Source organism: Nitrospira sp. Vd2 (assembly GCF_979581665.1).
Map to the genome: position 1 here is coordinate 115,481 of NZ_CEFZSK010000039.1, position 26,470 is coordinate 141,950.

Annotated in this window: 23 protein-coding genes, 1 tRNA gene and 3 pseudogenes; 3 read left to right on the forward strand and 24 right to left on the reverse strand. The window is 62.4% G+C overall.

What is annotated here, in order from left to right:
* Positions 1-25: 25 nt before the first annotated feature.
* The 8 genes from sppA to AC1U7K_RS16265 all read right to left on the reverse strand — a co-directional run bounded on the left by sppA (position 26) and on the right by AC1U7K_RS16265 (position 8,871).
* Positions 26-988 (reverse strand): signal peptide peptidase SppA, encoded by a 963-nt coding sequence (gene sppA, locus AC1U7K_RS16230; protein ID WP_480252640.1) that lies wholly within the window; start codon positions 986-988, stop codon positions 26-28.
* Positions 981-2,156 (reverse strand): glutamine-hydrolyzing carbamoyl-phosphate synthase small subunit, encoded by a 1,176-nt coding sequence (gene carA / locus AC1U7K_RS16235; protein ID WP_480252641.1) that lies wholly within the window; start codon positions 2,154-2,156, stop codon positions 981-983. Before carA ends, sppA begins: the two co-directional genes overlap by 8 nt.
* Positions 2,153-2,674, reverse strand: coding sequence for a DUF4149 domain-containing protein (locus AC1U7K_RS16240; protein WP_480252642.1), 522 nt, complete (start codon positions 2,672-2,674; stop codon positions 2,153-2,155). Before AC1U7K_RS16240 ends, carA begins: the two co-directional genes overlap by 4 nt.
* A gap of 1 nt (position 2,675) precedes the next feature.
* Positions 2,676-3,968, reverse strand: coding sequence for a dihydroorotase (locus AC1U7K_RS16245; protein ID WP_480252644.1), 1,293 nt, complete (start codon positions 3,966-3,968; stop codon positions 2,676-2,678).
* Positions 3,969-3,976: 8 nt separating this feature from the next.
* The gene (locus AC1U7K_RS16250; protein WP_480252646.1) at positions 3,977-4,900 is read right to left on the reverse strand and encodes an aspartate carbamoyltransferase catalytic subunit; all 924 of its coding nucleotides are present in this window, start codon (positions 4,898-4,900) and stop codon (positions 3,977-3,979) included.
* Positions 4,897-5,478: a bifunctional pyr operon transcriptional regulator/uracil phosphoribosyltransferase PyrR gene (gene pyrR / locus AC1U7K_RS16255; protein WP_480252774.1), complete on the reverse strand. Its 582-nt coding sequence runs from the start codon at positions 5,476-5,478 to the stop codon at positions 4,897-4,899. Before pyrR ends, AC1U7K_RS16250 begins: the two co-directional genes overlap by 4 nt.
* A 221-nt stretch (positions 5,479-5,699) precedes the next feature.
* Entirely contained in the window at positions 5,700-7,457 is a 1,758-nt protein-coding gene (locus AC1U7K_RS16260) for a hypothetical protein (RefSeq protein ID WP_480252647.1), read from the reverse strand.
* 157 nt (positions 7,458-7,614) lie between these two features.
* Positions 7,615-8,871: a glutamate-5-semialdehyde dehydrogenase gene (locus AC1U7K_RS16265; RefSeq protein ID WP_480252776.1), complete on the reverse strand. Its 1,257-nt coding sequence runs from the start codon at positions 8,869-8,871 to the stop codon at positions 7,615-7,617.
* Positions 8,872-9,094: 223 nt separating this feature from the next.
* Between AC1U7K_RS16265 and AC1U7K_RS16270 the strand changes: the two genes are divergently transcribed.
* From AC1U7K_RS16270 to AC1U7K_RS16280, 3 genes are all read left to right on the forward strand, one after another.
* Positions 9,095-9,529, forward strand: coding sequence for an NfeD family protein (locus tag AC1U7K_RS16270; RefSeq protein ID WP_480252648.1), 435 nt, complete (start codon positions 9,095-9,097; stop codon positions 9,527-9,529).
* A 14-nt stretch (positions 9,530-9,543) separates the two neighbouring features.
* Positions 9,544-10,476 carry an SPFH domain-containing protein gene (locus tag AC1U7K_RS16275; RefSeq protein WP_480252650.1) on the forward strand — a complete coding sequence of 311 codons (933 nt, stop codon included), beginning with the start codon at positions 9,544-9,546 and terminating at the stop codon, positions 10,474-10,476.
* A gap of 173 nt (positions 10,477-10,649) precedes the next feature.
* A tRNA-Phe gene (locus tag AC1U7K_RS16280) sits at positions 10,650-10,725 on the forward strand.
* A gap of 558 nt (positions 10,726-11,283) precedes the next feature.
* Here the strand turns inward: AC1U7K_RS16280 and AC1U7K_RS16285 are convergent.
* The 16 genes and pseudogenes from AC1U7K_RS16285 to AC1U7K_RS16360 all read right to left on the reverse strand — a co-directional run.
* Positions 11,284-12,828: a 1-acyl-sn-glycerol-3-phosphate acyltransferase gene (locus AC1U7K_RS16285; protein ID WP_480252651.1), complete on the reverse strand. Its 1,545-nt coding sequence runs from the start codon at positions 12,826-12,828 to the stop codon at positions 11,284-11,286.
* Positions 12,829-12,892: 64 nt separating this feature from the next.
* Positions 12,893-13,213, reverse strand: a complete 321-nt coding sequence (locus AC1U7K_RS16290) for a DUF4010 domain-containing protein (RefSeq protein ID WP_480252652.1) — start codon at positions 13,211-13,213, stop codon at positions 12,893-12,895.
* On the reverse strand, positions 13,200-14,132 hold the full coding sequence (locus AC1U7K_RS16295; protein WP_480252654.1) for an MgtC/SapB family protein: 933 nt from the start codon (positions 14,130-14,132) through the stop codon (positions 13,200-13,202). Before AC1U7K_RS16295 ends, AC1U7K_RS16290 begins: the two co-directional genes overlap by 14 nt.
* A 21-nt stretch (positions 14,133-14,153) precedes the next feature.
* Positions 14,154-14,603 (reverse strand): cupredoxin domain-containing protein, encoded by a 450-nt coding sequence (locus AC1U7K_RS16300; protein WP_480252655.1) that lies wholly within the window; start codon positions 14,601-14,603, stop codon positions 14,154-14,156.
* A 268-nt stretch (positions 14,604-14,871) separates the two neighbouring features.
* On the reverse strand, positions 14,872-15,927 hold the full coding sequence (gene hypE, locus AC1U7K_RS16305; protein WP_480252657.1) for a hydrogenase expression/formation protein HypE: 1,056 nt from the start codon (positions 15,925-15,927) through the stop codon (positions 14,872-14,874).
* Positions 15,928-16,074: 147 nt separating this feature from the next.
* Positions 16,075-17,186 (reverse strand): annotated as a pseudogene (gene hypD, locus AC1U7K_RS16310) (hydrogenase formation protein HypD).
* 171 nt (positions 17,187-17,357) lie between these two features.
* Positions 17,358-17,819, reverse strand: a pseudogene (locus AC1U7K_RS16315) (restriction endonuclease); the annotation flags it as partial.
* Positions 17,820-17,878: 59 nt separating this feature from the next.
* Entirely contained in the window at positions 17,879-18,091 is a 213-nt protein-coding gene (locus AC1U7K_RS16320; protein WP_480252658.1) for a DUF2283 domain-containing protein, read from the reverse strand.
* Positions 18,088-20,658, reverse strand: a complete 2,571-nt coding sequence (locus AC1U7K_RS16325; RefSeq protein WP_480252660.1) for a DEAD/DEAH box helicase family protein — start codon at positions 20,656-20,658, stop codon at positions 18,088-18,090. Before AC1U7K_RS16325 ends, AC1U7K_RS16320 begins: the two co-directional genes overlap by 4 nt.
* Positions 20,651-21,859 carry a PDDEXK nuclease domain-containing protein gene (locus AC1U7K_RS16330; RefSeq protein WP_480252661.1) on the reverse strand — a complete coding sequence of 403 codons (1,209 nt, stop codon included), beginning with the start codon at positions 21,857-21,859 and terminating at the stop codon, positions 20,651-20,653. The genes AC1U7K_RS16325 and AC1U7K_RS16330 overlap by 8 nt, the downstream gene beginning before the upstream one ends.
* Positions 21,856-22,026 (reverse strand): hypothetical protein, encoded by a 171-nt coding sequence (locus tag AC1U7K_RS16335; protein WP_480252778.1) that lies wholly within the window; start codon positions 22,024-22,026, stop codon positions 21,856-21,858. Before AC1U7K_RS16335 ends, AC1U7K_RS16330 begins: the two co-directional genes overlap by 4 nt.
* Entirely contained in the window at positions 22,019-23,623 is a 1,605-nt protein-coding gene (locus AC1U7K_RS16340) for an Eco57I restriction-modification methylase domain-containing protein (protein ID WP_480252663.1), read from the reverse strand. The genes AC1U7K_RS16335 and AC1U7K_RS16340 overlap by 8 nt, the downstream gene beginning before the upstream one ends.
* Positions 23,620-24,114, reverse strand: coding sequence for a DUF4411 family protein (locus AC1U7K_RS16345; RefSeq protein WP_480252665.1), 495 nt, complete (start codon positions 24,112-24,114; stop codon positions 23,620-23,622). Before AC1U7K_RS16345 ends, AC1U7K_RS16340 begins: the two co-directional genes overlap by 4 nt.
* On the reverse strand, positions 24,111-25,262 hold the full coding sequence (locus tag AC1U7K_RS16350) for an ImmA/IrrE family metallo-endopeptidase (RefSeq protein WP_480252667.1): 1,152 nt from the start codon (positions 25,260-25,262) through the stop codon (positions 24,111-24,113). The genes AC1U7K_RS16345 and AC1U7K_RS16350 overlap by 4 nt, the downstream gene beginning before the upstream one ends.
* Complete coding sequence (locus AC1U7K_RS16355) at positions 25,259-25,927, reverse strand: DNA methyltransferase (protein WP_480252668.1); 669 nt, start codon at positions 25,925-25,927, stop codon at positions 25,259-25,261. Before AC1U7K_RS16355 ends, AC1U7K_RS16350 begins: the two co-directional genes overlap by 4 nt.
* Positions 25,927-26,175: pseudogene (locus AC1U7K_RS16360) on the reverse strand (hypothetical protein); the annotation flags it as partial. The pseudogene AC1U7K_RS16360 and the gene AC1U7K_RS16355, both read right to left, overlap by 1 nt.
* Positions 26,176-26,470: the final 295 nt, after the last annotated feature.

A 26,470-nucleotide genomic window follows, 5' to 3' on the forward strand; every position in this document is an offset into this window, starting at 1 on the left:
GGCCTCTCGCACGATGACTCACAGGTCAAGGCGCCCACAGGTACATGAACTGCGGCGTGCCGCCACGGAACAGCGCCATCACATCCAGATTCGCAAGCGCCGCGAACCCGGCTTCCCCGCCCAGAAATTTCGAATAGATGTTATTGCGATACTCGCCGGGGCGGCGGTACGTGACGATCCGCGCTTCGGTCAACCCCGCCTCCCGCTTTGCCACATCGATCGCATCGTCCAGATACCCCACCGCATCGGTCAATCCCAACGCCGTCGCCTGTTCGCCGGTGTAGACCCGGCCGTCCGCGAGCTTGCGAATCTCCTCCGGCGTGAGATTCCGGCGACCCTCGTGGATGACCGTTAAGAAACGCTCATAAAAAGCCGTGATCAGCTTCTGGAAAATCACGCGCTCTTCGTCCGTCATCGCCCGAAACGGAGACCCCATGTCCTTGTTCGGGCCGGACTTCACGGTGGTGGCCTCCACACCGATCTTCTCGAGCAAGCCCCGCGCGTTCATCGTCATCATGATCACCCCGAGACTGCCGGTCACCGACGAGGGATGCACGACGACCTTGTCCGCACCCATCGCGACGTAATAGCCACCGGACGCGCCGACATCCATGATCGAGGCGATGATTGGAATTTTTCGCTTCTGCTTAAAAGCCCGCAGCTCATGATAGATGATGTCCGACGCCGTGACCGTCCCGCCAGGGCTATTGATCCGGAGCACGACCGCTTTCACCTTCTTATCTTCCGCGGCGCGGGTGAGCTGCTCCTTGATGGTCGCCACCATGTTTGGCCGCTCGATGAGCCCCTCGGAGTCGGCCGAGCTGATGACGCCGGACAGGTCGACGAGCAGCACTTTCTGGCTGCCGCTGCCGCTCAACTCTTCCTCCTTCATCGGTCCCGGCGGCGGCGGCAGATTGATCGTAATACAGCCGAACATCGTTAAGGCGAACGACATAGACAGCGCGCCAAACAACCATCGCTTACGCATGCGTCTTCTCCATCATCTGAGCGAATTGCTCGAACACATACGCCGAGTCGTGAGGGCCCGGCGAAGCTTCCGGGTGGTATTGGATCGAGAGCACGGGCGCATCGAGCGCGACCATCCCTTCCACCGATGCGTCGTTCAGGCTCATGTGGCTGATCATTACCCTGCCATACGGGGTCTGCACGACCGGCGGCTTCGGAGCGGATGCCGTCACGCCGGGAATCTGGACCGCGAAGTTGTGGTTCTGCGACGTGATCTCCACTTTTCGGGTGCGCAAGTCCATCACAGGATGATTCGCGGCGTGGTGCCCGAACGTCAACTTATAGGTCTTCAGTCCCATCGCGAGGCCGAGGATTTGATGCCCCAGGCAAATGCCGAGAATCGGCTTCTTGCCGATCAGTTCCTGAACGGCCTTAATCGCATACGGCACACCTTCCGGATCGCCGGGGCCATTGGAGAGCATGATCCCGTCCGGCTGCATCGTCAGCACACGGTCGGCAGGGGTCGAAGCGGGGACGACGGTCACGTCGCAGCCCACATCGACAAGGCGCCGCAACATGTTCTGCTTGACGCCGAAGTCATACGCGACGACCTTCCATCGAGGCGACCCCTTGCCATGGGACCCCTGCCCGTTGAACGATGGCAACCAGGGGCCGGACCCTTCCGTCCACTGATAAGGCTCTCGACATGTCACCTCTGCCGCGAGATCCCGCCCCACGATCGAAGGAGCCTGCCGCGCCTTTTCGATGAGTCGCTTCGGGTCCAAATCGACGTGCGAGATGACACCGGTCTGCGAGCCATGATCGCGGAGATGCCGGGTCAACTCTCGGGTATCGATTCCTTCGATGCCCACGACCTTCGCCTCACGCAAATAGTCATCGAGCGCCTGCTCCGCCCGCCAATTGCTTGGCCGCCGGCTCGATTCCTTCACGATGAAGCCGTCCGCCCACACACGTCGGGATTCGTTGTCTGCGCGCGCAATCCCATAATTGCCGATGTGCGGGCACGTCATCGTCACGATCTGTCCTTTATAAGAGGGATCGGTCAAGATTTCCTGATAGCCGGTCATCGCCGTGTTGAAGACGACCTCCCCGACCGTCTCCCCTTCGAACCCCAAGGGACGGCCTTCGAAGGTCGTCCCATCCGCCAATGCCAAGAGCGCGCGTGTCACCTGGTTGCCCCTTTCACGTTCATCCAGTACTTCAACTTGATCGGAATCAGCGCCACGGCGAGCGCCAGTATCACCACATACAGTGCACGGACAAGGTTGTGGCTTTTGAAAAAGGCCGCATACGCCGCCTTCCGCGCCGCTTCATCCTTGACCGCAAAAGCCTCCTCTTGGAGCTTCACCGAGTTCGGTTCGAGCACGAACACGATCAGGCCGGCCACAGCGACCATGACGAGGGTGACCACCAACTCGGCCCGTCCCACGCGTGCAACGCCTTTGAGCATCGGAACAAGATGCCGCAGGAGCAGCGTGACGAGCAAGGCGCCGGCGGCAACCACCAGCAGCCGGTTGTAGCCCTGGAACACGCGGGTCAGGAACCGCCCGCCCGGTTCCATGCCAAACGAGTTGAAGACCGCCGGAATCACGGACGCCACGATCACGATCAATCCCCCGATCCACACCGCCAACGCGACGAACTCAACCGTGGACATCACGATCCCCCATCGGCTCCCCGGCGCCATCTCAGGCGACTGCTTGATACACGAGGTCGCCCTCGACGATCGTCACGTGCACGCGACCTTTCACCTTCCACCCAGTGAACGGCGTATTACGGCTCTTGGAGCGAAACTTTGCCGGATCGATTTCCCACGTCTCATGCTGATCGACGATCACCACATCGGCCGGCGCACCGGGCTTGAGCGTCCCCGCATCCAGGCCGAAGGCAGCCGCAGGACCGGTGGTGAGCTTTGCGATCGCGGCTTCGAGCGTGAGGACACCTTCATCGACAAGAGCCAGCGTCAGGGGCAGCGCGGTTTCCAACCCGATGATGCCGTTGGGCGCCGATGCAAATTCGTGCTGCTTCTCCTGAATGGCATGCGGCGCGTGATCCGTCGCGATGACATCAATCGTGCCATCGCGCAACCCGTCCTTGATCGCCTGCACGTCGTCCCACGTTCGAAGCGGCGGGTTCATTTTCGCCATCGTGTTGAATCCGCGCACCGCCTCCTCGGTTAACGTGAAGTGGTGCGGGCAGGCCTCCGCCGTCACGCGAATGCCCCGCGCCTTGGCATCGCGAACCATCCGGACGGAATTCGCCGTGCTGACGTGCGCCAGATGCAGCCGGGCCCCGGTCAACTCCGCCAATGCGAGGTTCCTTGCCACCATCACGTCTTCGGCCGCGGCCGGAATCCCCTGTAAGCCGAGCTGCGTCGAGACGAAGCCTTCGTTCATGCACCCGCCTTCGGAAAGATGGAGGTCCTCACAGTGATCGATGACAGGCAGGTCGAACGCCCGCGCATACTCCATCGCGCGCCGCATGATCAAGCTGTTCATCACCGGACGGCCGTCGTCGGAGATCGCCACGCATCCCACTCGGCGCAGATCGCCGATTTCGGAGAGCTCCTTGCCTTCGGAGCCTTTCGTAATCGCCCCGATCGGTAGCACCCGCGCCTGCTTGGCCGCCCGCGCCTGCTCGAGAATGAATTCCGTCACCGCCTGATTGTCATTCACGGGATTCGTGTTGGGCATGCAACAGACCGAGGTAAACCCACCCGCGACCGCGGCCGCCGTCCCCGTCCGGATCGTTTCCTTATACTCGTAGCCCGGCTCACGGAGATGGACATGGAGGTCCACAAAGCCCGGCAGGACCAGCTTGCCGGTTGCGTCGATGATCGTGGCGTCGTTCCGGCCGGCTTTCGACTGGCTGCTCAGGTTCGGACCCACCGCCACGATCTTCCCCTGATCGATCAACACGTCGGCCATCATATTGGTCCGTCCCGGATCGAGCACATGTCCGCCGCGAATCAGAATCGCCATAGTGCCTCTTACGCGTTCCCGCCGCTGAGAAGGTAGAGAATGCCCATCCGCACCGCGACGCCGTTCGTGACTTGATCCAGGATCGCGGATGAAAAGCTGTCGGCGACTTCCGGCGAAATCTCCACGCCTCGATTGATCGGGCCCGGATGCATGATCACCACTCCTTGCTTGGCAAGTCGGACGCGTTCGGGCGTCAGGCAGTACAGCCGCGAATACTCCCGAATCGTGGGAAACAGGGCCTTGCCCTGTCGTTCGAGCTGCAGCCGAAGCATGATGATGACGTCGACATCGCGCAGCGCAGCATCGAGATCATAGAACACCTTGACGCCAAGCCGATCGATCGCGGCCGGCATCATAGTGGGCGGCCCCACCACTCGAACCTCCGCCCCCAGCTTGGTCAACGCGTATATATCCGATCGCGCCACGCGGCTATGCGCGATGTCCCCGACGATCGCGACCCTAAGCCCATTGAACTCCAACTTTTTCTCGCGCAGCGTGAAGAGGTCGAGCAGGGCCTGGCTGGGATGCTCATGCCAGCCGTCGCCCGCGTTGATCACGGACGCTTTCACGCCACGGGCAAGCGTCTCCGCCGCGCCGGCCGACGAATGCCGCAGCACGATGATGTCTGCCCGCATCGCTTCGATATTGAGCGCGGTATCGAGCAGCGTCTCGCCCTTGACCACACTGCTGGATGACGGTGAGAAGTTGATGACGTCGGCGCTCAAGCGTTTCGCGGCCAACTCGAACGAGGTGCGCGTTCTCGTGCTCGGCTCGAAGAAGAGGTTGACGACGGTTCGACCGCGGAGCGCCGGCACTTTCTTGATCTCGCGTCCGGTCACCTCCTTGAAGGAGTCGGCGGTCTCGAGGATCAACATGATCTCATCGGCGGTGAGAGAGGCGATGCTGGTCAAATCTTTATGTTTGAAGCTCATGGCGCGCCTCCCGATGGATGCGTGGTGTCCTTCAGAATGACGACCCGATCCTCTTCCCCTTCCTCCTCCAAAAAGACCTGCACGATTTCATCCCGCGAGGTCGGCACGTTCTTCCCGATGTAATTCGCACGAATCGGCAGCTGGCGGTGTCCTCGATCGACGAGCACGGCAAGCTGAATTTCCGCCGGCCGGCCCAAATCCATCAGTCCGTCCATCGCGGCCCGCACCGTCCGGCCCGTAAAGAAGACATCGTCGACGAGCACGATCCGAAGGTCCGAGATATCGAACGGGATGCTGGTCTTGCGTAGCACCGGTTGATCCTTTCGGATGGCGAGATCATCGCGATAGAGCGTAATGTCCAAATCCCCGATCGGAATCTTCACATGCTCGATTTCTTCCAACCGCTTGGCCAGCCGATGCGCGAGATACACGCCTCCCGTACGAATCCCGACCAACGCCAACGAGTCCGTGCCCTTGTTGCGCTCCAGAATCTCATGCGCGATGCGGGTCAAGGCGCGACCGATGTCGTTCGCGTCCATGACCAGCTTTTCACGATGTTTGTCGGTTGATGGCAGCATCACGACACGCTCGGTTCGTTGCGTCCGTTTTGTCCGTTCTGCGCGCGCGGACCAGACAGACCTATTTCGTTTTTGGGCATAAAAAAACCTTCTTCCCGATGAAGGAAGAAGGTCGAGGATGAGGACGACGGACTCTGTCCGCTGGGCATTGCACGCTCCTTGCTCACCTCACCGGATGAGCGTTAAAGGCGATCGCATCTTATCGGCTGAAACGAAGCGTGTCAAGACGGACCGACACGGGTTTTCGCGAGATGAAAGAGCGTGAGACCGGCCTTGAGACGAGCGTTCCGCAGGATACTGCGGTGCATCTGAAATGTCGGCAACTCCTCGACTCGGTTCGATCCAATCACAGAGAAACCGGCTTCGGCGCAAGAGCGAGCCATTGCTGCAGGACCGACCATAAAGGCGAGACCGCCGGGTCGAAGGGCACGGGCCGCGGCAGTGACTATCGAGCACACAGCTCCTGAATTGTCGTAATCGGCGAACGGGATCCATTGATAGAGCACGTCTACTGATTCCTCCGTTTTGGCGCGCGAAGCCTGGCGGCACCTGATCTTTGTCAGCGTTGGTAGTGCGCCTTGCTTCGCTGCTCGGTTCCATAATTGTTGGACCTGCCGCTGAACGAGGTTGGCGCGGTGGTACAAGACCGAGTACTGCGCCGGCTGATCGAGACGGACGAGCGCACCGAGCGCCGCATCGAAGTTGTCGAGCCGAATTGATCGGGCGCGGCGAATCGCGCCCCGCACCTCCGGCTGCTCCTCTGTAAGGTCATCGAGATAATCGGCCACGAACGGCTGGCTCGCGGATTCCTCGATCTCGGCATCATCGTCGGGATACAACAAGACGGCGGAAAACGCGTCGGCCGGTTGAACGTCCGGCGGCCCGTCGACAAACAGCGCCGTCCAGTGGAGCGGCGCCACTGAGGCCGGTCCCTTCGCCCGCCGAATCGAGCCCCATCGTGCGTCGATCGGCACTTCCCTCATGATCGCTCCGTCATGAAGGCGCAGCACGCCCTCCTCGATGCTGAGCCACCGATTGTAGGGCGCGAAGGGCATCCTGTCCGCATTCGTGAATGGCAATCCCGTCCGATCGTCCGCCAACGTCACCTTCTCAATCGTCTCGCCTCGGATCGTAATGCACGCCGATGTCCGTGGGTCGACATACCGTCGCGGCGGATCAGGCGCGGGCAGCCAGGTCACTTGGTGCGAGCGCGACGGGTCCATGAAGACGGGCAGCGAGTCCCGGCCGCTCGGTGCCGTTGGCATGAAGCACGTGCTGAAGAGTTGAAACGCCGCTTCCGAGGGATAGGTCGGGATGCCGCGGTAGCGGAGCGGCACGGACGCCAGCCGCCCTTCATTCTGATCGTCGTAAAGCCCCCGGATCAGCTCGAATGCCGCCGAGCCGGTGCCGGACAGGAGCGACTGGAACAATTCGACGACGGGCAGGAAATCGATCGCCTCCCAGTGCATCGCACCCATGCACGCCATGAAGCGTGCGCGATCAAACGTACCGTCCTCCAACACGTAGAACGCGTCCTTGCGATGCCGGATCGTCGCACGACCTCGGTGGTCGATCTTCAAATCATCATCCGTATAGAAAAACCGGATCTCGTCGAGCGGCACCCGTAACGCCTGGGCGGCCATCCGGCGGAGGTCATCGGCTCGTACCCGTTCCCATCCCGGCTTGCGGGACAGATCGAGCACCGTAGTACTGACCAGCCCGCTCGGCTTGATCCCAACCCATTGCCCCCAATCGAGCCGGATGCGAGCACGGACGAGGTACGTCGTGCCATCATCCCGAAGACTCCACTCGCATTCATGCAGTGGATGACCGTCTGGATCGGTCAGGAGGACACGGCGACCATGCGTGCCGTAAACGATACGGTGCTCGGATCGCGTGATGACGACCCGTGCGCCAGCCGTCGTGGGGTCGTGGTAACGAAGGTTCGCAGGGAAGACGAAACTACCGGAAGGGATCAAAACTGTGATGGATGCCTCCGAGCTTGAGATTGGGAGGCTGCTCAAAAAGGTCCGCCAACGAGGCCGCAGGTGAGTCAAAACCGGAGGCGTACCCTTTGCGGTACGTTGAGGATTTTGACGATCCGAGAACGAAGTTGGAGGCCTTTTTCAGCAGCCTCTACTCTCTTATCTGGCCGCTACCGAACACGACGAACTTCGAGCTCGTCAACTCTTCCAAGCCCATCGGGCCACGTGCGTGGATGCGCGTGGTACTGATGCCGATCTCCGCACCGAGACCGAACTGATTGCCATCGTTCAGTCGCGTCGACGCATTGACCATCACCGCGCTCGCATCGACTTCTCGCAGAAAGCGCAGGGCGCGGCCGTAATCGTTGGTCACGATCGCCTCCGTGTGCCGGGAGCCATGCTGCGCGATGTGTTCCATCGCTTCATCCATGTGCTTGACGACCTTGACGGCCAACGTCAGGGACAAGAACTCCTGTCCGAAATCGCTCTCCGCGGCGGGCTTCACGTCCGGGCAGATCTGCAACGTCTTGGGACATCCACGCACGTCGACGCCCGCCTTGATCAGTTCATCGACGAGGTCGGGCAGCACGGTGCGCGCCGCCATCTGATGGACGAGCAACGTCTCCATCGCGTTGCAGGTCGAGGGGCGCTGAACCTTGGCGTTCACGGCAATCTTCTTCGCCATCGCCGGATCCACGTCGGCGTCTATATAAATGTGGCAGACGCCCTTGTCGTGCTTGATGACCGGGATGCGGGATTCGGAGGTCACGGTTCGCATAAGGGAATCGCCGCCCCGAGGAATGATCAAATCGACAAACGTGTCCTGCTTCAGGAGTTCCGTGACGATCTCCCGCTCCGTGCGATCGATGAAGCTGACGGCCCCAGCCGGCAAGCCCGCCTCTGTGATCGCCTCGCAAAGCACGCCGGCAATTGCTGTATTCGAGTGAATGGCCTCGGAGCCGCCGCGGAGCACGCAGGCGTTTCCGGACTTCAGACACAACGCGGCAGAATCCGCCGTGACGTTCGGGCGCGACTCATAAATAATGCCGATCACGCCGATGGGCACGCGGACCTTCCCGACCTGCATGCCATTCGGCCGCCGCCACATCTTCATGGTCTGGCCGACCGGGTCCGGCAGCTCGGCAATCTCGCGGAGAGCCGCCGCCATCTCGGTGATACGACCCGGAGTCAGGCGAAGACGATCGGCGACTGCTTCCTTTCCCTTGGCCGATTCAAAGGCCTCGAGGTCTTCGGCATTGGCGGTCAGGATCTCCTCGGATTTGGCTTCAAGCCCGTCGGCCATCGCCCGCAGCGCGAGATTTTTGGCAGCCGTTGGAACCACCGCGAGCTTGCCCGCCGCGGCCCGGGCCTCGCGAACCAGCTTGCCGACATATTCGGATGGAGACAGGGGTTCGCCCGGCTCGGATTCGCTCGCCTGCTCCTCGGCGTTGTGAACGTCGTCCACCATCGGTATTCGTTCCTCAAGCAGCGAGTCGAGCATACCGTTCGCTGAACGAACGCGTCAAGCGCGCGGGAGTCGGTTCCCATATGAACTCCGTAGCCTGGTGATCCCCACGTTATCCTTGACACGATAGGTACTCCCTTTTACGCTTGACCCAGGAGAGATCACGATGACCTGGTGGTACTGGATGTTCTTGGGGTTGGCGTTGCTTGGTGGCGAACTGCTCACGCCCGGGGGCTTTTACATTTTGTTCTTCGGCCTCGCCGCTCTGATGATTGGCACGCTCGGAGGCCTCGGCATCGTGACCACCGACTGGCTCCAATGGCTGCTCTTTTCGCTCTTGTCGGTGGTGTCGCTTCTCCTCTTTCGCGGTCGCGTCCTGGAATGGACGAAGCGCGGTGAGCCGGCCGCCGAGGACGTCGATTCGCTGGTGGGGGAAGTCGCCGTCCTGCTCGAGGATATCGCCCCGCACGCGCTGGGCAAAGCGGAACTACGCGGGTCGACCTGGTCGGCGCGAAACAGCGGAGCCGCCGCGTTAGCCAAAGGCCAACGGGCACGGGTCGACCGTGTCCAAGGGCTCACACTATGGCTGATTCCTGAATAATGGAGGAGGCAACTATGTCCGGCGGCCTGTTCGTGGTGCTCGTCCTCGCGGTGCTCGTGCTCATCGTGATCGCGAAAACCGCCCGAGTCGTGCCCCAGCAAAGTGCGTTTGTGGTGGAGCGCTTGGGGAAGTACCACACGACCTTGAACGCCGGCTTTCACATCCTGTTTCCGTTCCTCGACGTCGTGCGCTACAAGCATTCGCTCAAAGAAACGGCCATCGACATTCCTGAGCAGATTTGCATCACGCGGGATAACGTTCAGGTGGCGGTCGACGGTGTCCTGTATTTGAAAGTCCTTGACCCGCACCGCGCGTCCTACGGCATCTCGGACTATGCATTCGCCATCACGCAGCTCGCCCAAACGACGCTGCGCAGCGAGATCGGCAAGATCGACCTCGACAAGACGTTCGAAGAGCGGACGAACATCAACATTCAAGTGGTGAACGAACTCGACAAAGCCTCCGAGCCATGGGGCATCAAGGTGTTGCGCTACGAGATCAAGAACATCACGCCGCCCAAAGACGTGCTCGCGGCGATGGAAAAGCAGATGCGCGCCGAACGGGAAAAGCGCGCGCTGATCTTGACGTCGGAAGGCGAGCGGGACGCCGCGATCAATCAGGCCGAAGGACAGAAACAACAGGTGATCAAAGCGTCGGAAGCCAAGCGGCAGCAGCAGGTCAACGAAGCCGAAGGCGCGGCCGCCGCAATTACCGCGATCGCGACGGCCACGGCGGAGGGGATTCGGAAAGTCGCGGAAGCGATCCGCATCGAAGGGGGCTATGAGGCCGTGCAGCTCCGCGTCGCCGAGCAGTATATTGGAAAGTTTGGAGAACTCGCGAAGGCGAGCAATACGCTGGTCCTTCCCGCGACCGTCTCCGACGTCGGCTCGATGATTGCGCTGGCCATGAACGTGATCGGCAAGACCGACGGCGCGACGAAGAAATAATCTTCACTCAGTCAATCCAGCAAACCATACACGCCACCGATACCAATGATTCATGATCATAGAGGTGTGGCAAAGGGCCGAGTCATTTGGTAAGATGCCGCCCCAGTTATTCGGAAACGCCATGCGGTCCGACTCAGGCGTTTTCTCGATCCTTCCTTCTCAGCGTTCGGCGTGCCGAGGTAGCTCAGTTGGCAGAGCACAGCCCTGAAAAGGCTGGTGTCGACAGTTCGATTCTGTCCCTCGGCACCACAACCCCTTCAAAATCTTCAGAACTCCCGCGCCAGTTGCGGCAATGCGCGAGGGGTCGTTTTTGAGCCTTTTGGGGGTCTTTCGAAAAAGTGGTTGTCCAAACGGTTGTCCAAGACGGACCGGCTGTAAATGGTAAAGACGAGCCACTCGTGGTGGCTGACTCCTGGGGATATGGGGGCGTTGCATTGAGCGTTGAGCGCCTTCTAACACCATTCATCCTCAGGTTCTCAGTCTCCATACAGGACAGAGCAGCGGACTCATAAGCCGCGTCTCGCTTTTCCCCTTAACCCGCAACACTCCACATTCCTCAATAGGATCGAGGCTCCCAGCGCGGTCCCCAGTTTCACGACATCCGATCTCCTCCTGCCCGAACCGACCAGTTCCGGCCTCTTGGTGAACAGCTGGTGAACACTCAAAGGCAGACATAAGGGACTGGATCGATCCCCTGCGCGATTTCAAGCGTCAGCCGACTTTGGGCACTACCACACGCACGGCGCCGTCTGGATCCTGAGACAGCGGACCGTATTGGCTGCACAAAGACGGCCGTTCATGGCTTGTTCAGTCTTCGTGGGCTGGGTCGCCCTGCTTGTGCGAGGCAGGGGCGAGCGTCGTCACCGCCGCGCGCACGAGATCCGTCGCTGCTCGATAGGGATCGCGGCCATCCTGTCGCCATCGCTCAATCTGCGCCGTGGAGATAGTGACCGGCGAACCGAACGCGAGCGTGACCGGATGCGGTCTAGGCCAACGCGCGCCGACCGGCCAGGCCTCGTAGGTACCGCTAATCCATACCGGCACGACCGGGAGGCCGAGTTCACAGGCAAGAATGCCGACCCCAAGCCGAAACGGTTTCACTTCGCCGTTCACGGCCCGTTGGCCTTCCGGAAAGATCAACACAATCTGTCCTTGTCGCAACACCAAACTCACCGCGCGGAGCGCCGTCACAAGTGAGGCCTCCATACCCACCGGGATGATACGCCCGACCTCAGCCACCCAGGCGGTAAAACGGTTGCGGAAGTAGGCTTGCCAGCCGATGAAGTGCAGGTGCGCAAAGATGTCAAACGGCACAGCGGCCACAATCGCGAACGGATCGAGATAGCTCGTATGATTGGCCGCCAGGAGAAACGGCCCGGTTCGCGGCAGGTACTCCAATCCCGTCACGCGGAGTCGAAAGATGCCGCGAAAGATGAGCTGCAGCAGAGTTCGTGTGAGCGAGGCCACGATCTGCTCATGGAACCGGCGTGGTCTCAGCAGCAATTTGCTCACGTCGGGCGGCGGCTCGACCTTCAACAGATCGCTCCAGGATTGTGCACCTGTTTCTTCCGTGATCATCCCCTGAGTCAGATGGGCCAGTCTCTCGATCAGCTCTCGAACCGTCATCACCTCGAACGCCAGGGTCTCGGGTAACGGACACTGTCCCCGTTCGAGGGAGGCCAGCAGTTCCACACGGCGGAGCGAATCGAACCCGAGGTCCAAGTCGAGATGGTCGTCGAGGGCGATACGCCGGCCCTTCTCGACAAAGGGCGCCAGCGCCGCGATGGCGAGACGCCCGGCGTCGCTATCTATCAGCGCCTGGTCGGCTTCCGACAGCAGCGTAACTGGCCTGGTCTCGGCGGCTGTTTGATCGAGCATCGCCGCGACCCGATATCGTTGGATCTTGCCCAGCCTGGTGCGAGGGAGCGGAGTAGTCACGATCGAGAGCCCCGAGATACGCTTGTACGGCGGGAGCGTCAGCCCGACCCGTGTCAGTTCATCCTTCACCAGTTGGCGCACATCCACGAGCTTCTGTTCCTTGACGTACTCGAAGTTCGGCACCACCACGGCGTGAAGCCCTTCGCCGCCTTCCCCGAGCCGCTTCACGCCGACAATGCACAGTTCCGCAATCGCCGGACTCGCGAGATACCGGGCTTCCAGTTCCTCCGGCACGATGTTCTTCCCGCCCGCCGTGACGATCAACTCCTTGGCCCGCCCGGTGATAAACAGATAGCCGTCTTGATCGAGGTAGCCAAGGTCCCCCGTAAAAAACCACCCGTTGCGAATCGCCTCGGCCGTGGCTTGAGGATTCGCGTCATAGCCCTTCATAACGGCGACGTGCAGTGCGACCATGAATCCCTGCCTTGCCCTCTACGCTACGCGATGAAGATCAGCGTCAGGGCGCCGCCGGCCAACGTCACCGCCAAGCCCAGGCAACACGCGCAGCCAGTCTCCAGCCGCCGAACCAGGCGGCCAGACCGGCTTTGACGATGGTGTTCGTCATCGCCGCCGCCGTGATCGCGCCAGCCGCAGTCCGGGCCTCCAGTCCCTCCAAGTGAAACCGAGCCACGGAGAGCGTGATGGCGTCCACATCGGTCGTCCCGGCCAGCACACTGGAAGCGTAGAGCCCCCGGTCGCCGAGGAAGGTTTGCGCGCCTTTTGCCACGGCGATCACGACGGCATAGAAGAGGCCGAACTTCGACGCCGTGCCCAGTTCGAGCGGATTACGATAGGACACAGGGGGCACCTCGTGGAGCGCCTGGCCGCGACCGCAGGTAGAGCATCACCGCCGTGCCATAGCCGCCGAGCGCCATGATCCCCAGTGGCCAGGCCAAGGCCGGCAGCAGATGGGGATCGACGACTCCAATCACCATGAGGATTCGGAGAAACATGGTGCTGGAGGCTAACACCGTGGCCATCGCAGCGAGCGTGACCACTGCCGACGACTCTCGTGCGCGCGTCGCCAGGCTGACGGTCACGGCGGTCGACGACACGATTCCTCCCAGGATGCCCGTTGCCAACAGGCCGTGACGCGGGCCGGCAATCCGGGTCGCGATGTATCCGAGGAAACTGATGCCCGCGATGAGCACGACCATCATGGCTACATTGAATGGATTCAGGACATTGAAGGGACCATAGGTGCGGTTGGGAAGGAGCGGCAGGACGACCAGGGCCAGCACGACGAACTTTGCCGTCGCGTAGAGATCGGCATCGGAGATGCGGGCCACGGCTTGATGCAGCGGTTCCTTGAACGACAACAGGGCCATCACCACGCCGGCGAAGGCGACGATCAGGAGATACCGATCCCTGGCGGCCAGAGGCAGGTCTGGAACAAGTGCCAGGACCCCCAGGAGAAAGGTGATGAGGGCCGCCACTTGCGTGGTAATCCCCGGGTCCGCGCTCCGGCTCCACTCTTGATACTGCGAGACGGCCAGGAAGGCGCCGATCATCACCATGGCGCCCAGCATGGGCCACATCCCCATCGTGTGCGCGATGAACGCCGACAGCGCGCCGGCTAGGGCAATCAAGGGAAAGGTCCGGACACCGCCCACGCCGGGGCCTTGCTCCTCGCCCCTGGACTGCTGGCGTTGCAGGCCGATGAGCGCCCCTGCGCCCAGGGCGATCAGAAAGCCCCAGAAGATCTCCTCAAACACCATCGGTGCGATCCTTCCTGCGGGCTAGACCGCCGGGACATCCAGCATGAGGAATTCTCCCTTCATCTGCGGGTGCAGATCGCAGCGAAAGTTGTAACTGCCGGGGCGTTCCGTCGTGAAGCGGATCACGAGCGTCTTCTTAGGATCGACATAGAATCCTTCGACGCCCTTGCCATAAGAGGCGACCCCCTCGCCTTCGCCTTGAACCAGCAATCCAAACAACATCGGCGCGGTGAATCCATGCCTGATGATGTCTTCATTGCGCAGCACGATCACCGTGGACAACCCCAGGCGAATCGGGGCTGGCTTGGTCAGCAAGAACTGAGAATCCCGGATCACGATCTCGATCCGTTGCTCTTGCGCCACCTCGATGGAGTCACCGGCCCTGACTGGACCGGCCAGGAATACGGCCAGGCATGCGAACGCGATTAGTCCGCAGCTAAAGCCTGCGATCGGATATCTTCGTTGGGCCATGCATCACTTCCTCATCCTGTGTCTGTGAAGTCAATCGAACAGGGGTTCACTGGGCGGTCCTCTGCCGTTGCCTTGGTCTCTCCGCTGACTCTCCCCGGACTGACAAAGCTACCGCGGTTTCTTCCGCCCTTTGTAAAGGACATAAAGTCCCACCAGGCCGATGAGGACCGCCAGCAGGGCCAGAAGGCCCAATCCCTCCATGATGGTCCCTTTCTCGCGAGCGTCTTCAGTTGCGCCCGCCACGTTTCATGAGACTGTTCGCCGCACCTTAACAAATGCGCGGCAATTGCTCGCCCGACAACAGATCGAGGATGCGATGCGTGCCCACCACCGTCCGGAGCACGACCAACGACGGATTCTCCTCCGTGACGGCGCCGATACGAATCGCCTGGTGCGCCACGCTGTGCCGGCGCATCACCGCCAGCGCAACCTCGACATGCGGTTCGGGAACCATCGCGACGAACCGCCCTTCATTGGCCACATACAGGGGATCGAGTCCCAACAGCTCGCAGGCGCCGCGCACGGTCTCGCGGACCGGAATGGCCGATTCGTCGATGACCATGCCGACCTTCGCCGCAACCGCGATTTCGTTCAGCGCGCTGGCGAGCCCCCCGCGCGTGAGGTCGCGCAAGCAATGGACCTCGACCCCGCTCTCGATCAGCTCGGCGACGACGCGATGCAGCGGCGCCGAATCGCTTTCCACACCGCCCGCGAACCTCAGGCTTTCGCGCACGCTCAGGACCGCGATACCGTGGGCACCGAGATCGCCGCTGAGCAGCACGGCATCGCCCGGCCGAACCAACTCAGGCAAGACACGGAGCCCCGCCGGCACCAGCCCGACCCCCGCCGTGTTGATGAAGATGCCGTCGCCCTTTCCGCGATCCACCACCTTGGTATCCCCCGTCACGATCGGCACCCCTGCGGCTTGCGCGGCCTTGGCCATGGAGTCCACCACCCGGCGTAGCGTGTCCAGATCCAAGCCCTCTTCGAGAATGAATCCCGCGCTGAGGCACAGGGGCTTCGCCCCGAACATCGCCAGGTCATTGATCGTGCCGTGCACGGCCAGGCTCCCGATATCCCCTCCGGGAAAGAACAGCGGACGCACCACGTAGGAATCGGTGGTGAATGCGAGGGTCCCCTTGTCCACGGACCAGGTGGCGCCGTCGTGCAGTTGCGCGAGCAGCGGGTTGTCGAACGCGCGGACGAATACCTCCCGGATCAACTGCTGCATGAGACGTCCGCCGCCGCCGTGCGCGAGCTGCACCGTCTTCTGCTCGAACGCCGGCACCGGACAGACCAGCTCCACGGATTCGTCGTGGCTCACAGAACCTCCCTGCATCTCGTCGCTCGTGAATTGAATGCGAGACAAGCGAGACAGGCGCGACAGGCGCGACTCACGAAGATGAAACTTCCGACCAGTCCCGCTTTTCTCGCATGCCCCGCGAGTCCCGCGCGAATAACGAGATACGCTTCACGCCTCACGCCTCATATGGTTCCGGTACCGGTAATACGCGGCGCAGGCGCCCTCGCTCGACACCATCGGCGCCCCTAGCGGGGTGTCCGGCGTACAGCGCGTGGCGAAGGCCGGGCAGTCCGGCGGCTTGAGCAGGCCCTGCAGCACCAGACCGCTCCGGCATTCTGGATCTTCTGCCCCCACTGAACCGGATCGAAAGAGTGCGTCACGGAATCGCACCGCCGCATCGAAGTCCGCATAGGCCGGTCGGAGCCGCAGCCCGCTGTGGGCGATCTCCCCGATGCCGCGCCAGGCGCGCGTCACCGGTTCGAAGACCTCCTCGACAACGGCCCTCGCCTGCCGGTTCCCTTCCCGGCGGACGGATCGCGCATATTGGTTCTCGACTTCGGATCGCCCCTCCTCCAATTGGCGCACGAGCAGCGCAAGGCCTTCCAGAATATCGAGCGGCTCGAATCCGGTCACGACGATCGGCACCCGATAGTGCGCCGCGATGGCTTCGTAGTCTTCGTAGCCCATCACCGTGCAGACATGGCCCGCGGCGAGAAACCCTTGGACCCGATTCCGAGGCGACGACAGGATCGCCTCCATCGCCGGGGGCACCAACACATGGGCGGCCAGCAGACTGAAGTTGGTGAGTCCCGATTCTTTCGCTTGGATCACGGCCATGGCCCAGGCCGGCGCGGTCGTCTCGAATCCCACGGCGAAACAGACGACCTCGCGATCTGGATGTTGGCGGGCGAGCTCGAGCGCATCCAGGGGCGAATAGACGATCCGGACATCCCCGCCCGCGGCCTTCACGCGAACAAGTCCCCGCTCGAGCCAGGCACTCGCAGCATGTCCCCAAACGAGCAGAAGATCACCCGCGGCAGCGACGCGAGTTGGAGCGCCTGGTCGATGAGGCCGATCGGCGTGACACAGACCGGACAGCCCGGCCCGTGCACCAAGGTCAGGCTCGGCGGCAGCAAAGCATCGAGGCCGAACCGCACGATGGCATGGGTCTGTCCACCGCAGACTTCCATGATCGTCCAGGGTCTGGTGAGCCGGCGTCGAATGTCTGCTGCCAGCGCCTCTGCCGCGACCCGATCCCGATATTCGTCCACGTACTTCACGGCCCCTCTCCTTCATAGCCCGGACCGGCGACCACCTTACGGCCTACCCTCTCTCCGTATGGGCATCCACCAGCATACGCCATCGGTCCTCCGACTCTCCCACTGGGCTCCCGTCCGCGTGCGAGGGACGGCACCCGGCCAATTCGCTCAACCCAGGCGTGACACTCCGGCTCACGTGTGTTCAGCGTGCATCAGGATGTCCCGTATCTTGCCGGGGGTCTTCGCCACGGCCGACCGCCACCGCCCGAACCCACCGTGCGCGTTGACAGCCTGCATCCATTCCTCGAGATAGCGGCGCTCGACCTGATTCTGCTCGCTGTCCTGCCCCTTGGTTTCGAGCACAAGCATGTCGCCGCTCTTCAGCCGCACCAGAAAGTCGGGCCGGTACTTCCGCACGACGCCGCGATACACGTACAAGACCTCGAACCCCAGGTGGTCGTTCTTTACCCACGCGGCCACCGCGTCGCTGTCGTCGAGCACGAAGGCGTCCGATGCCTCCCATGTGCTGTCGTACACGCAGACATTGATGTGCGACCGGCGCGTGCGCTCGCACGGCTTGCCCGTGTACCAGGTGCGCATCTGCCACGTTGAGCGGATCGGGTGGTCGCGGTCGAACACGTCCCGCGCCGTCTCGAAGATGATGCGCTGAGTGCGAAACTCCCGCGCCAGCCACGCCAGCCTTCGTTCCCGCTTCAGCTTGCTTGCGGTACCGATTCGAACAGCAGCCGCCGGAGGTCGATCTCCGGCGCCCGCTTCGAGAGGGACAGCATTTCGATACCGACGACGCGATCCTGCTCGTCGTAATCCACGAGCACGCCCGGCGAGACCTCATCGGTACGGCTCGCAGGCGTTTCGCTCAACGTCAGGTAGAGCGCATCGGCCTGTTGGTCCACTTTGAGCTTCATGGTTGGCCTGCAGTCTCGTATGGCGGCGTGTTCTCTCTCGCCACCACGGTGTCGTACAGCCCGTAATGGGTGAGTCCCGGGTGGCTCTCGATGCCGGTGTAACGGAGCGACGCGTCTTCGTAGCGGCGGAAGGCGAACACCGCCTGGTTCATTTGCTCGGTGTTGAACACCTTGAGTTGCACGAGAAGGTGAAAGTACTTCACCGTCAAGCCGGTGACCGCCAGGAACAAATCCGGCTCAAGCTTGGTGATCACGTCCTGCAGGGTGTTCTCGCGGAAGTCGGTCAGGTACATGAAGGCCGGGATGCGGGTGGCGAACTTGATCAGCTTCTCCTGCACCAGCTTGCGCTTGGACTTGTACTCCTTCTCCTCCTCGGTGAGCTGCTTCTTCTGCTTCTCCGTCAGATCCTTGTCTTTGGCCTTGTTCTTGAGTTCCTTGACCTTCTCGCTCTTGTTGATGATCGTCTCGATAATGTTGTCACCCAAGGCGCGCCAGCCCTCGATGCGCTCCACGGCAGCCATCGCCTCGGGGTTGTCGAGGATTCGGCGCAGGGTGTCGTTGTCCACGTTCACGAGCAGCGCGCTCTCCCACTTGCGCGCCAGCAGCGTGGCCGAGGTACCCGCCATCGCGATGTCGAGAATGCCGCCCGCGTCAATCTGCGTCATGTTCGCGCCGTCGTAAGCCAGCACGGGCAGGAACGACACCAGCTCCTTCACCGCGTTTTCCGGGTTGGTCTCGTGGGGCGCGAGACCGATCCCGTAGTCGGAAAGCTGCCGCAGCGCGCGGGTGGGCGCAAAGTCGAAGACGAAGCAGACCGGCTTGAGGATTTCCTCCGCGCGCGGGTCGTCGCCATTGGGGTTCTTGATGGACCATGGCGACTGCACGCGGAACGCCGCCTGAAAATAGGTCTCCGGCGACTTGAGATTGCGCAGCATCAGGATGGAGGACCACTGCGGCACCGTCACACCGGTGGTGAGCTTGCCGCACGAAAGCGTGATGGTCTTGGTCTCGAATCCGCTCCCGATGGCCTTGCGCACGGGCGGCAGCGCGTCCAGCCCGATGCCCGCCGACGCACCGGCCGCAACGACCACCTCGTAGTCATGCCAGAAGGTGTTGTGCTTCTCGGCCAGCAGGTTCGCCATCGCGTGACAGGCCGCGACGTCGGGCAGGAACCAGAACGAGTGTTGGAGATACGGCAGCAGGCGCACGTCGGAATACGGAAACGGCGGCCGCGTGCCGGTCTTCAGATGCTCGACCGACTTGGGCGCATACCCGCCGCGGATGATGTCCAGCCACTTCTGCACGTCGCCCTTGTGCTTGAATTGCGCATGGGCGCCCGTGCCCGAGGCATCGAAGAAGGCATTGAGGTCGAACTCGTCGAACTCCCCCGCGCTTGCGATCGCCAGCAGCTCATCCGGCATCTGGTAGGTCAGCAGGCGCATCTGCGGCAACGCACCGTAGGGGTTCCACCGACCGGGGTGCTTCGCGGCGTATTCTTCCTTGGCGCGCTGCTCGTCGGTGTAGGTCCAGTTGAAGATCTGCTCCTCGATGAACTCGCCCGTGGCCAGCGCCCTGAACGGCGTGCCCGAAAGGTAGAGATAGGCCTTGGTCGTGATGGGCAGGAACTCGGTCTCTTTCTCCGAGAGCACGGTGAGGTCTTCGTTCACGTCCTCCAGGCCAACCCCGTATTCGACCTTCGCTTCCTTCCTGGCGACCGCTTCTTCTTCGCCCTCGAAGAGTTCCCTGGCCGTCTCGCGCCATGCGCCGAAGTGGTACTCGTCGAAGACCACGAGGTCCCACTTCACCTTGTGGAGCCATTCGTTCTTGGGCTTGATGTTCCCCGCCGCATCGCGGCCGAGCAGGTCCTGGAAGGAGCCGAAATAGACGACCGGTTTGCGCGGGCTGATCTTCCTCGGATCGCCGTCGGAGGTGCGGGAGAGGTACTGCCAGCCATCGAAGTCCACGTGACTCTCCAGATCGGTCTGCCACGCATCCTCGACAGCCGGCTTGAACGTCACCACCAGCACGCGTTTGGCACCGAGCTTCCTGGCGAGCTGGTAGGTGGTGAAGGTCTTGCCGAAACGCATCTTCGCGTTCCAGAGGAAGCGCGGAACGGCGTGCATGTCCTCCTTCCAGATGGAGTGGAAGTAGGCGTGGGTCTTCTCCACCGCCGCGCGCTGCTCGGCGCGCATCGTGAACGTCTCGTGATGCGTGCCGGTGAAGCGCCGGCCGGTGCGCAGCTCGGTGAGCACGGTCTTCACGTCCTTGACCGAGCAGCGCATCCATTCCAGGTCGACGTTCTCGAAGCCCTTGCGCTCAAGGGCCGCGCGCACCTCGAAGTCGCTGAAGATCGTGCCATCCTCGCGTTCGGCGGGCTCGTCGAGCTCGATCCGGTAGTTCTTGATGGCGGCCGTCTTGAGCTGCTCGGCGACGCGCTGCTTCACGTCGCGCGTGGTCTGCCCGATCTTCAAAAGCCCTGCGTGGGCCGCGTCGGCAATCGAGTAAGCGTAGATGCGCGGGCGGGCCAGGGGCTTTTCGGCGAGGATTTCTTCGATGGGTTTAGGCATCGTCGCGGTCCTTCAGCTGGGCCTCGATCAGCCGCCGTTCGCGCTCGATCTCCAGCCGGAGCTGCTCCTCCGTCGGCAGGCAGAGCATGTACTTGGAGGCGAAAATCTGCCTGCGATCGTTCAGCACCGAGTAGCGGGCCACGGTGTCGTTCTTTTCGGTGCAGAGAATGAGCCCGATCGTCGGGTTGTCATCGGGCGCCGTGAACAGCCCGTCATACATCCGCACGTAGCCGTCCATCTGGCCGACATCCGCATGGGTCAGTTCGCCCACCTTGAGGTCGATGAGCAGGTAGAACTTCAGGCGACAGTGGTAGAACACCAGGTCAATGTAGCGATCCTGTTCCTCGATGCGGACCTGCTTCTGACGCGCCACAAAGGCGAACCCGTTGCCCAGCTCCAGCAGAAAGCGTTGCAGGTGGGTGATGATCGCCCGCTCCAGATCCGACTCGTGAAACGCCGCCCGATCCGGCAGCCCCAGAAACTCCAGCACATAGGGATGCTTCAGCGCCTCGGCGGCCGGCACGGCGGCGACCGGAAGCCGCCGCCCCTCGGCCAGCACCTTCTCCGGTTTGCGGCTCTTCAAGACCCGCTCGTAGTAGAAGGACTGGATCTGCCGCTCCAGCGTGCGCTTGTCCCAGGCGCCGGCGACGGCCTCCCGCTCGTAGAAATCGCGGGCCTTGGCATCCCTCACCCGCATCAGGGCCCGGTAATGCGACCAGGAAAGCTGCGGCGAGAAGCCTTGCGGCAATGGGCTACCCATTGGGGAGCTTTTCTGCGTGGGAACCGATTCTATTCCCAATGGGGAGGGAATTTCCGCCGCCGGAGATTCTGCGCCCATGGGGTGGGGAATTGCCGGTTTCGAAGATTCTCCACCCGCTGGGTGGGGAGTTTGGAGCCGGTTGGGATAGGCATGGTAAAACTGCTTGAAATACCAAAGATTGGTGACGGAAAACCCCTGCCCGTAGCGCTCCGTCAGCCGGGCGGACAATTCTTCGACGACCCGCTCGCCATATCTGGCCCGCTTCCCGCCGCCCTGCAATTCCAGAACGATCTCCCGCCCGATCAGCCAGTAGGCCGTGACCATGCCGGTATTCACCGCCCGGACGACCGTGCCCCGCGCCTCTTCGAGGATCGCAACGACGCGCCCAAAGAGCGCGTCCGGCGCCTTCACCGCGGCGGTCCGATTCCTCGTTTTGGTCATCCGTTGCCTCCGGTCGCAAGCGGCTCGGCGACGCGCCATTTTACATCGCGTGTCGTTTGCCCCGCCTTGAGCAGGCCCACGTGCGCCGCATCGGCAATCGAATAGGCGTAGATGTGCGGCCGGACTTGGGGCCTGGGGGCGAGGATTTCTTCGATGGGCTTACTCATCGTTATCGTCGGAGGCTGCCGCGTCGAACAACTCGCTGTCGTGCTCCGCGACCTGCGATTCGATGAAGGCGATTTCCTCCTCAGTCAGTCCGTAGCGCTTATAGAGCTTGGCGTCCGTCCACTCCTGGTTCAGCGGCAGGTCCGGCACGAAGGCATACACGTCGCGCGTGGCGTGCTGCGTGGCCTTCCGAAGAGACACGAGAAAGCGGACGAAACGTGTGCGGAGGTACTGCGCGTAGTTGGCTGCCTCCGTTTCACTGTCGAAGCGACCGGCGACGAGATATGTCTCGGTACACGCCGTACCCGGCTCAGCGATGATTGGCTTGCTGAGGAACTTCGTCTCGACTGCCGCGCTCGTGCCCTGCACGGCCGTCATCAATACCTTCCACTTGTCAATCCATTCGGTGTTCACGGCAATGCTCTTGCGCTCGACCCAGCCAATCCGTTGGTTCTCGAAGAGCTTGACCGGATTCTTCAAACCCGCTTTCGATGGCTTCCCTTTGAAGTTCGTCGGCAGGCCGAACGGCTTTCGACTCGACACCCGCGCATCGAGTGTCGGTTCACCCTTGGCCCTGACCTTCTCCAGAATCGGCACCGCCTCGTTGCGCCGGACCAGAACGTCGTAGGCATCGAGATGGCGCGCCACCGCCGGGCCCGTGGGCTGGCCGTCCCAGATCGTCTGCACTTCACACGGGCCGTGGTACTCCCGGTCCCACAGGAAGTAGGAGATTCCGCCGCGGATCTTCACGCCCGGAAAACCCTCGTAGAGCTTCGGGTAGTCCACGATGCGCCGCATTCGCTCGTCGGAGAGCATGCGCGCGCGGTACTTGTCGAGCCCCTTGCCGCCCGCCATCCACCGCGACGGGGTCACGAACACGGCGTAGCGCGGATCGAGGTCCAGCGCCTTCTCCACGAACAAGTGGTAAATCGGCGCGGCGCTTGTACCATAGCCGCCATCGTCCAACTGATACGGCGGGTTCCCAATCACGACGTCGAATTGCATGTTGCCTCCAAAAATCTCGGCGAGCCGAGCCTTGATGTCGTCGGTGTGGATGAATGCGTACGCGTGGGTCTCAAGCCCTTCGCCACGGTCGAGCGCCTTCTTGCTCGCGCCGCAATACCTGCATTTCTCGCCTTCCCAGGTGTGCTCGGTGCGCTCAAACCAGATGTTGCCGTGGTCGCTATCGAAGCTCCTGGCAATCGAGTGCTTGCCGTTGGCGTGCTTCGAGCAATACACGCTCCGACGCGCCAGCAGGCTGGTGAGATGCGTGATGCCGATGCCGAACACCTGCCGGGTCAGGATGTGGTCCACGCGCTGCTGAAGGTCGGGGATTTCCCTTTCCAAACCCTTGACGAGACGGCGGGTGATCTCGCGCAGGAAGACCCCGCTCTTGGTGCAGGGGTCCAGAAAGCGCACCGTCTTGTCCGCCCAAAGGTTCGCGCCGCCGTGATCGGCCGCCCACGCCTCGGTCAGCGTATCCAGCATGCGGTTGGCGAACTGCGGCGGGGTGAACACCTCGTCGTTGGAGAGATTGGCGATGCACGAGAGCACATCCGGGTTGCGGCCACGGAGCGAAAAGCTTGCCTGACCGTTCATGCATGCGTCCCCAGTACGAAGCGTGCTTGTTCTGTGCGCAGCATCTGATAGGGCGTCATGAACCGCACGCCCAGGCCCACGCATGCGTTCGGTATCTTGATCCGCCCCGGCGAGGTGGAAGGAACCTCGTGGGTCACGACCACATGATGGCCGGCCAGCGCATGGGCGATCAGATAGAAGTCGGCGGCCTGCAGGAAGGTGTTGATGGCGGCCGGCGTGTACTGCTGCCCAGTGGCCCATGTGCTGACCTGGGTGAACTGCGGCGCCAGTGCCGGTGGCGTGCGTCGAAAGAGTGCTCGGCCGTGGTTTCTGGCCCAGTCCGACAATTCGTCCTGACCGGCTTCGATTTCATCGGCGACCTTGTCGATGCTGAATACTTTGCCGGTATTACCGTTGTGCACCAGCCAATCCCAGAACGCCGGGCAGAAGTCCAGACCGTAGTGCAGATTCTTCGCTCGAATGAACACGTCCGCATCCAGCAGATAGCTCACGCCGTCACCCCCAGTTCGCGGGCCGCTTCGTAGAACGTGGCCGTCTTGCGCACGCCCAGCATGCGAAAGGCGTCCGGGAACGAGGTCAAGCCTTCCAGCGTGCTGGCGACAATGGCGCGGGCAAAGCGCTTGCCGGTGCGTGCGCTCAAGGAGCGGTAGAAGTCGCCGCCACCACTGCCGCGTTCCTTCAGCGTGCGGAGGCGCTCCTGTTCTTCGCGATAGTGCCGCCACAAGGCAGCCTGGGTGATGAAACCCGCGTCGAACAGGCGACGCAAGGCGACCAGTGTGCTGACCTTGAACTCGCGCGCCAGCCGCTGGATTTCGTCCGGAATCGGCACATGGCGCAGGTAGCTTGCGCGCAGCTCCTCCATGGGCATCAGGAGTTCTGCCGCTACCTGGTTGCACCAGCGCTCCGTTTCCTGCTCGGGCACTTGTCCCGCCTGCGTGTCCGATACGCCCGAGGCACCCAGCCACACATGGGCCAGCTCGTGCGCCAGCGTGAACATCTGCGCGGCCTTGCTGTCGGCACCATTCAGAAAGATCAGCGGCGCGAGCTCATCCACGAGGGCGAAGCCGCGAAACTCGCCCACGTCGAGCTTGCGATGGCTGTTGCTGCCCACTACGGAACTCACCATCACCATCACCCCGGCATCTTCGGCCCTGGCGATCAACTGGCGCAGTGCCTCAGTCCAGGTGGGCAGTTGCCGACGCGCTTCAGCAGACAAACCCAGTGTCTCGCGTAGGCGTTGCGCTACCACCTCCGATGCTTCCTGCAAGCTGGCGCTGCCAACGAATGGCACGGCCGGCAAGCCGTGCATGCGGGCATGGTCGCGGTACCAGTCCTGCCGCTGCTGGCAGAGGTAGAGGGTGTCCAGCAAGTCGCTGCTGGGTTCGGCGAGCGCCTCGTCGCGCAGGGTGCGAAAGTCCGGCACCGGCAGTGCCAGCGCGGGTGGCTGGGGCAGAAAAAAGTAGCCGATGGCCGTGTGCGTGAGGCGCGCGAAGTCTTCCAGTTGCTTGAGCGTGGGCTGAGCCTCGCCGCTGAGCCACAAGGGCCACTTGTTGAAGCGCGCCGTCAGATCGTCGTCGTGCAGGCGCGCGCGTTGTGCCGCCCAGCGAAGCACGGGGACGGAAGCAGCCACGGTGGTCATGCCTCCTCCTTGGACAATGGTGCAAGCGCATCTTGTGTAAACCCGGCAGCCAGCTCGCTCACCGTCATTGGCGGGTAGGTCTTGGTCGGCATAAAGATTTCATGTTTTCCGAGGCTAGCGAAGAGGTCTCCCTCCGCACTGTAGGCCGACGCCTGCGTGAGTATGTCTAAGCGAAAATCTCGCCGCTGAAACTTGCCCTTGCCGAGGTAGCCCCACTCGGCAAAGGTGATCGCCTGTCCGTCGTGGGTGCGCATCGTGAGCGCGTCGCCGTGCACGAGGTTCAGCGAGAGGACGTAGGACGCCGCGCGATAGAGTTCGTCCGAGGCGTCCACGCCCAGGTACTCGGCGAAGATCTCCAGCAGGTTCGCACGGCACTCGGCGATGTTGTCCGCTAAGAGCTCAATCCCGTAAGTGCACATCAGAGCGAGAAGGGCATAGTGCTGCTTCTCGAAGTCGGACTTCTCGAACTTGAGTTCGACGGCGGCGAGCTTGCGCCGCAGGATCTGCACAAGGAAGTTGCCGCTGCCGCACGCCGGCTCCAGGAAGCGGGAGTCGATGCGCTCCGTCTCGCCCTTCACCAGGTCGAGCATCGCCTCGACCAGCCACGGAGGAGTGAACACCTCCCCGTGGTCGGCGACGCGCTGCTTGGACTTGACGTAGTTCATGGATCGATCCGCTCGTGAACGTGCAGCGACACCGTCGGCACCTCGAAGGAGGTGTGCTCGGCCTTGCCCGCCCAGACCAGTTGCGGGTCCAGGTGCGGGTCGTAGGCGTAGGTTTTCTTTTTCTGCCCCGCGTCCGGGTCGGTCTCCGGCGTCACCAGCCCCGCGGGCGGGTTGTTGGCGCGCCGCTTGTCCCGATGTTCGTAGGATTCGACCTGCCTGCCGCCTGCCTGTGCGTCGCACGCAGACAGGCGCTCTGCTTGGCGCAGGCGGGTCTGGCGTTTGGTCCCGGTTGTCTTCTTTCGTGCCATGGCATTCCTCAGCGAGCCGCGCGATCGCCGACGCCACGCGCCTGCGCCGGTTCGGCGCCAGCCAGCTCCGGCGCACTCCGCAGCCGACGACGACTGGCGACGCTCCTCCCCGGTGGCGTGTCGGCCGGCCTCGATCCGTCTCGACGCCTGGGCTCTATCGTCCAGGGGCACACCATGATAGGCCACCGCCACGGGCGAGGCCAACACGTCGCCACCCGATCCGGTTCGCCGCGGC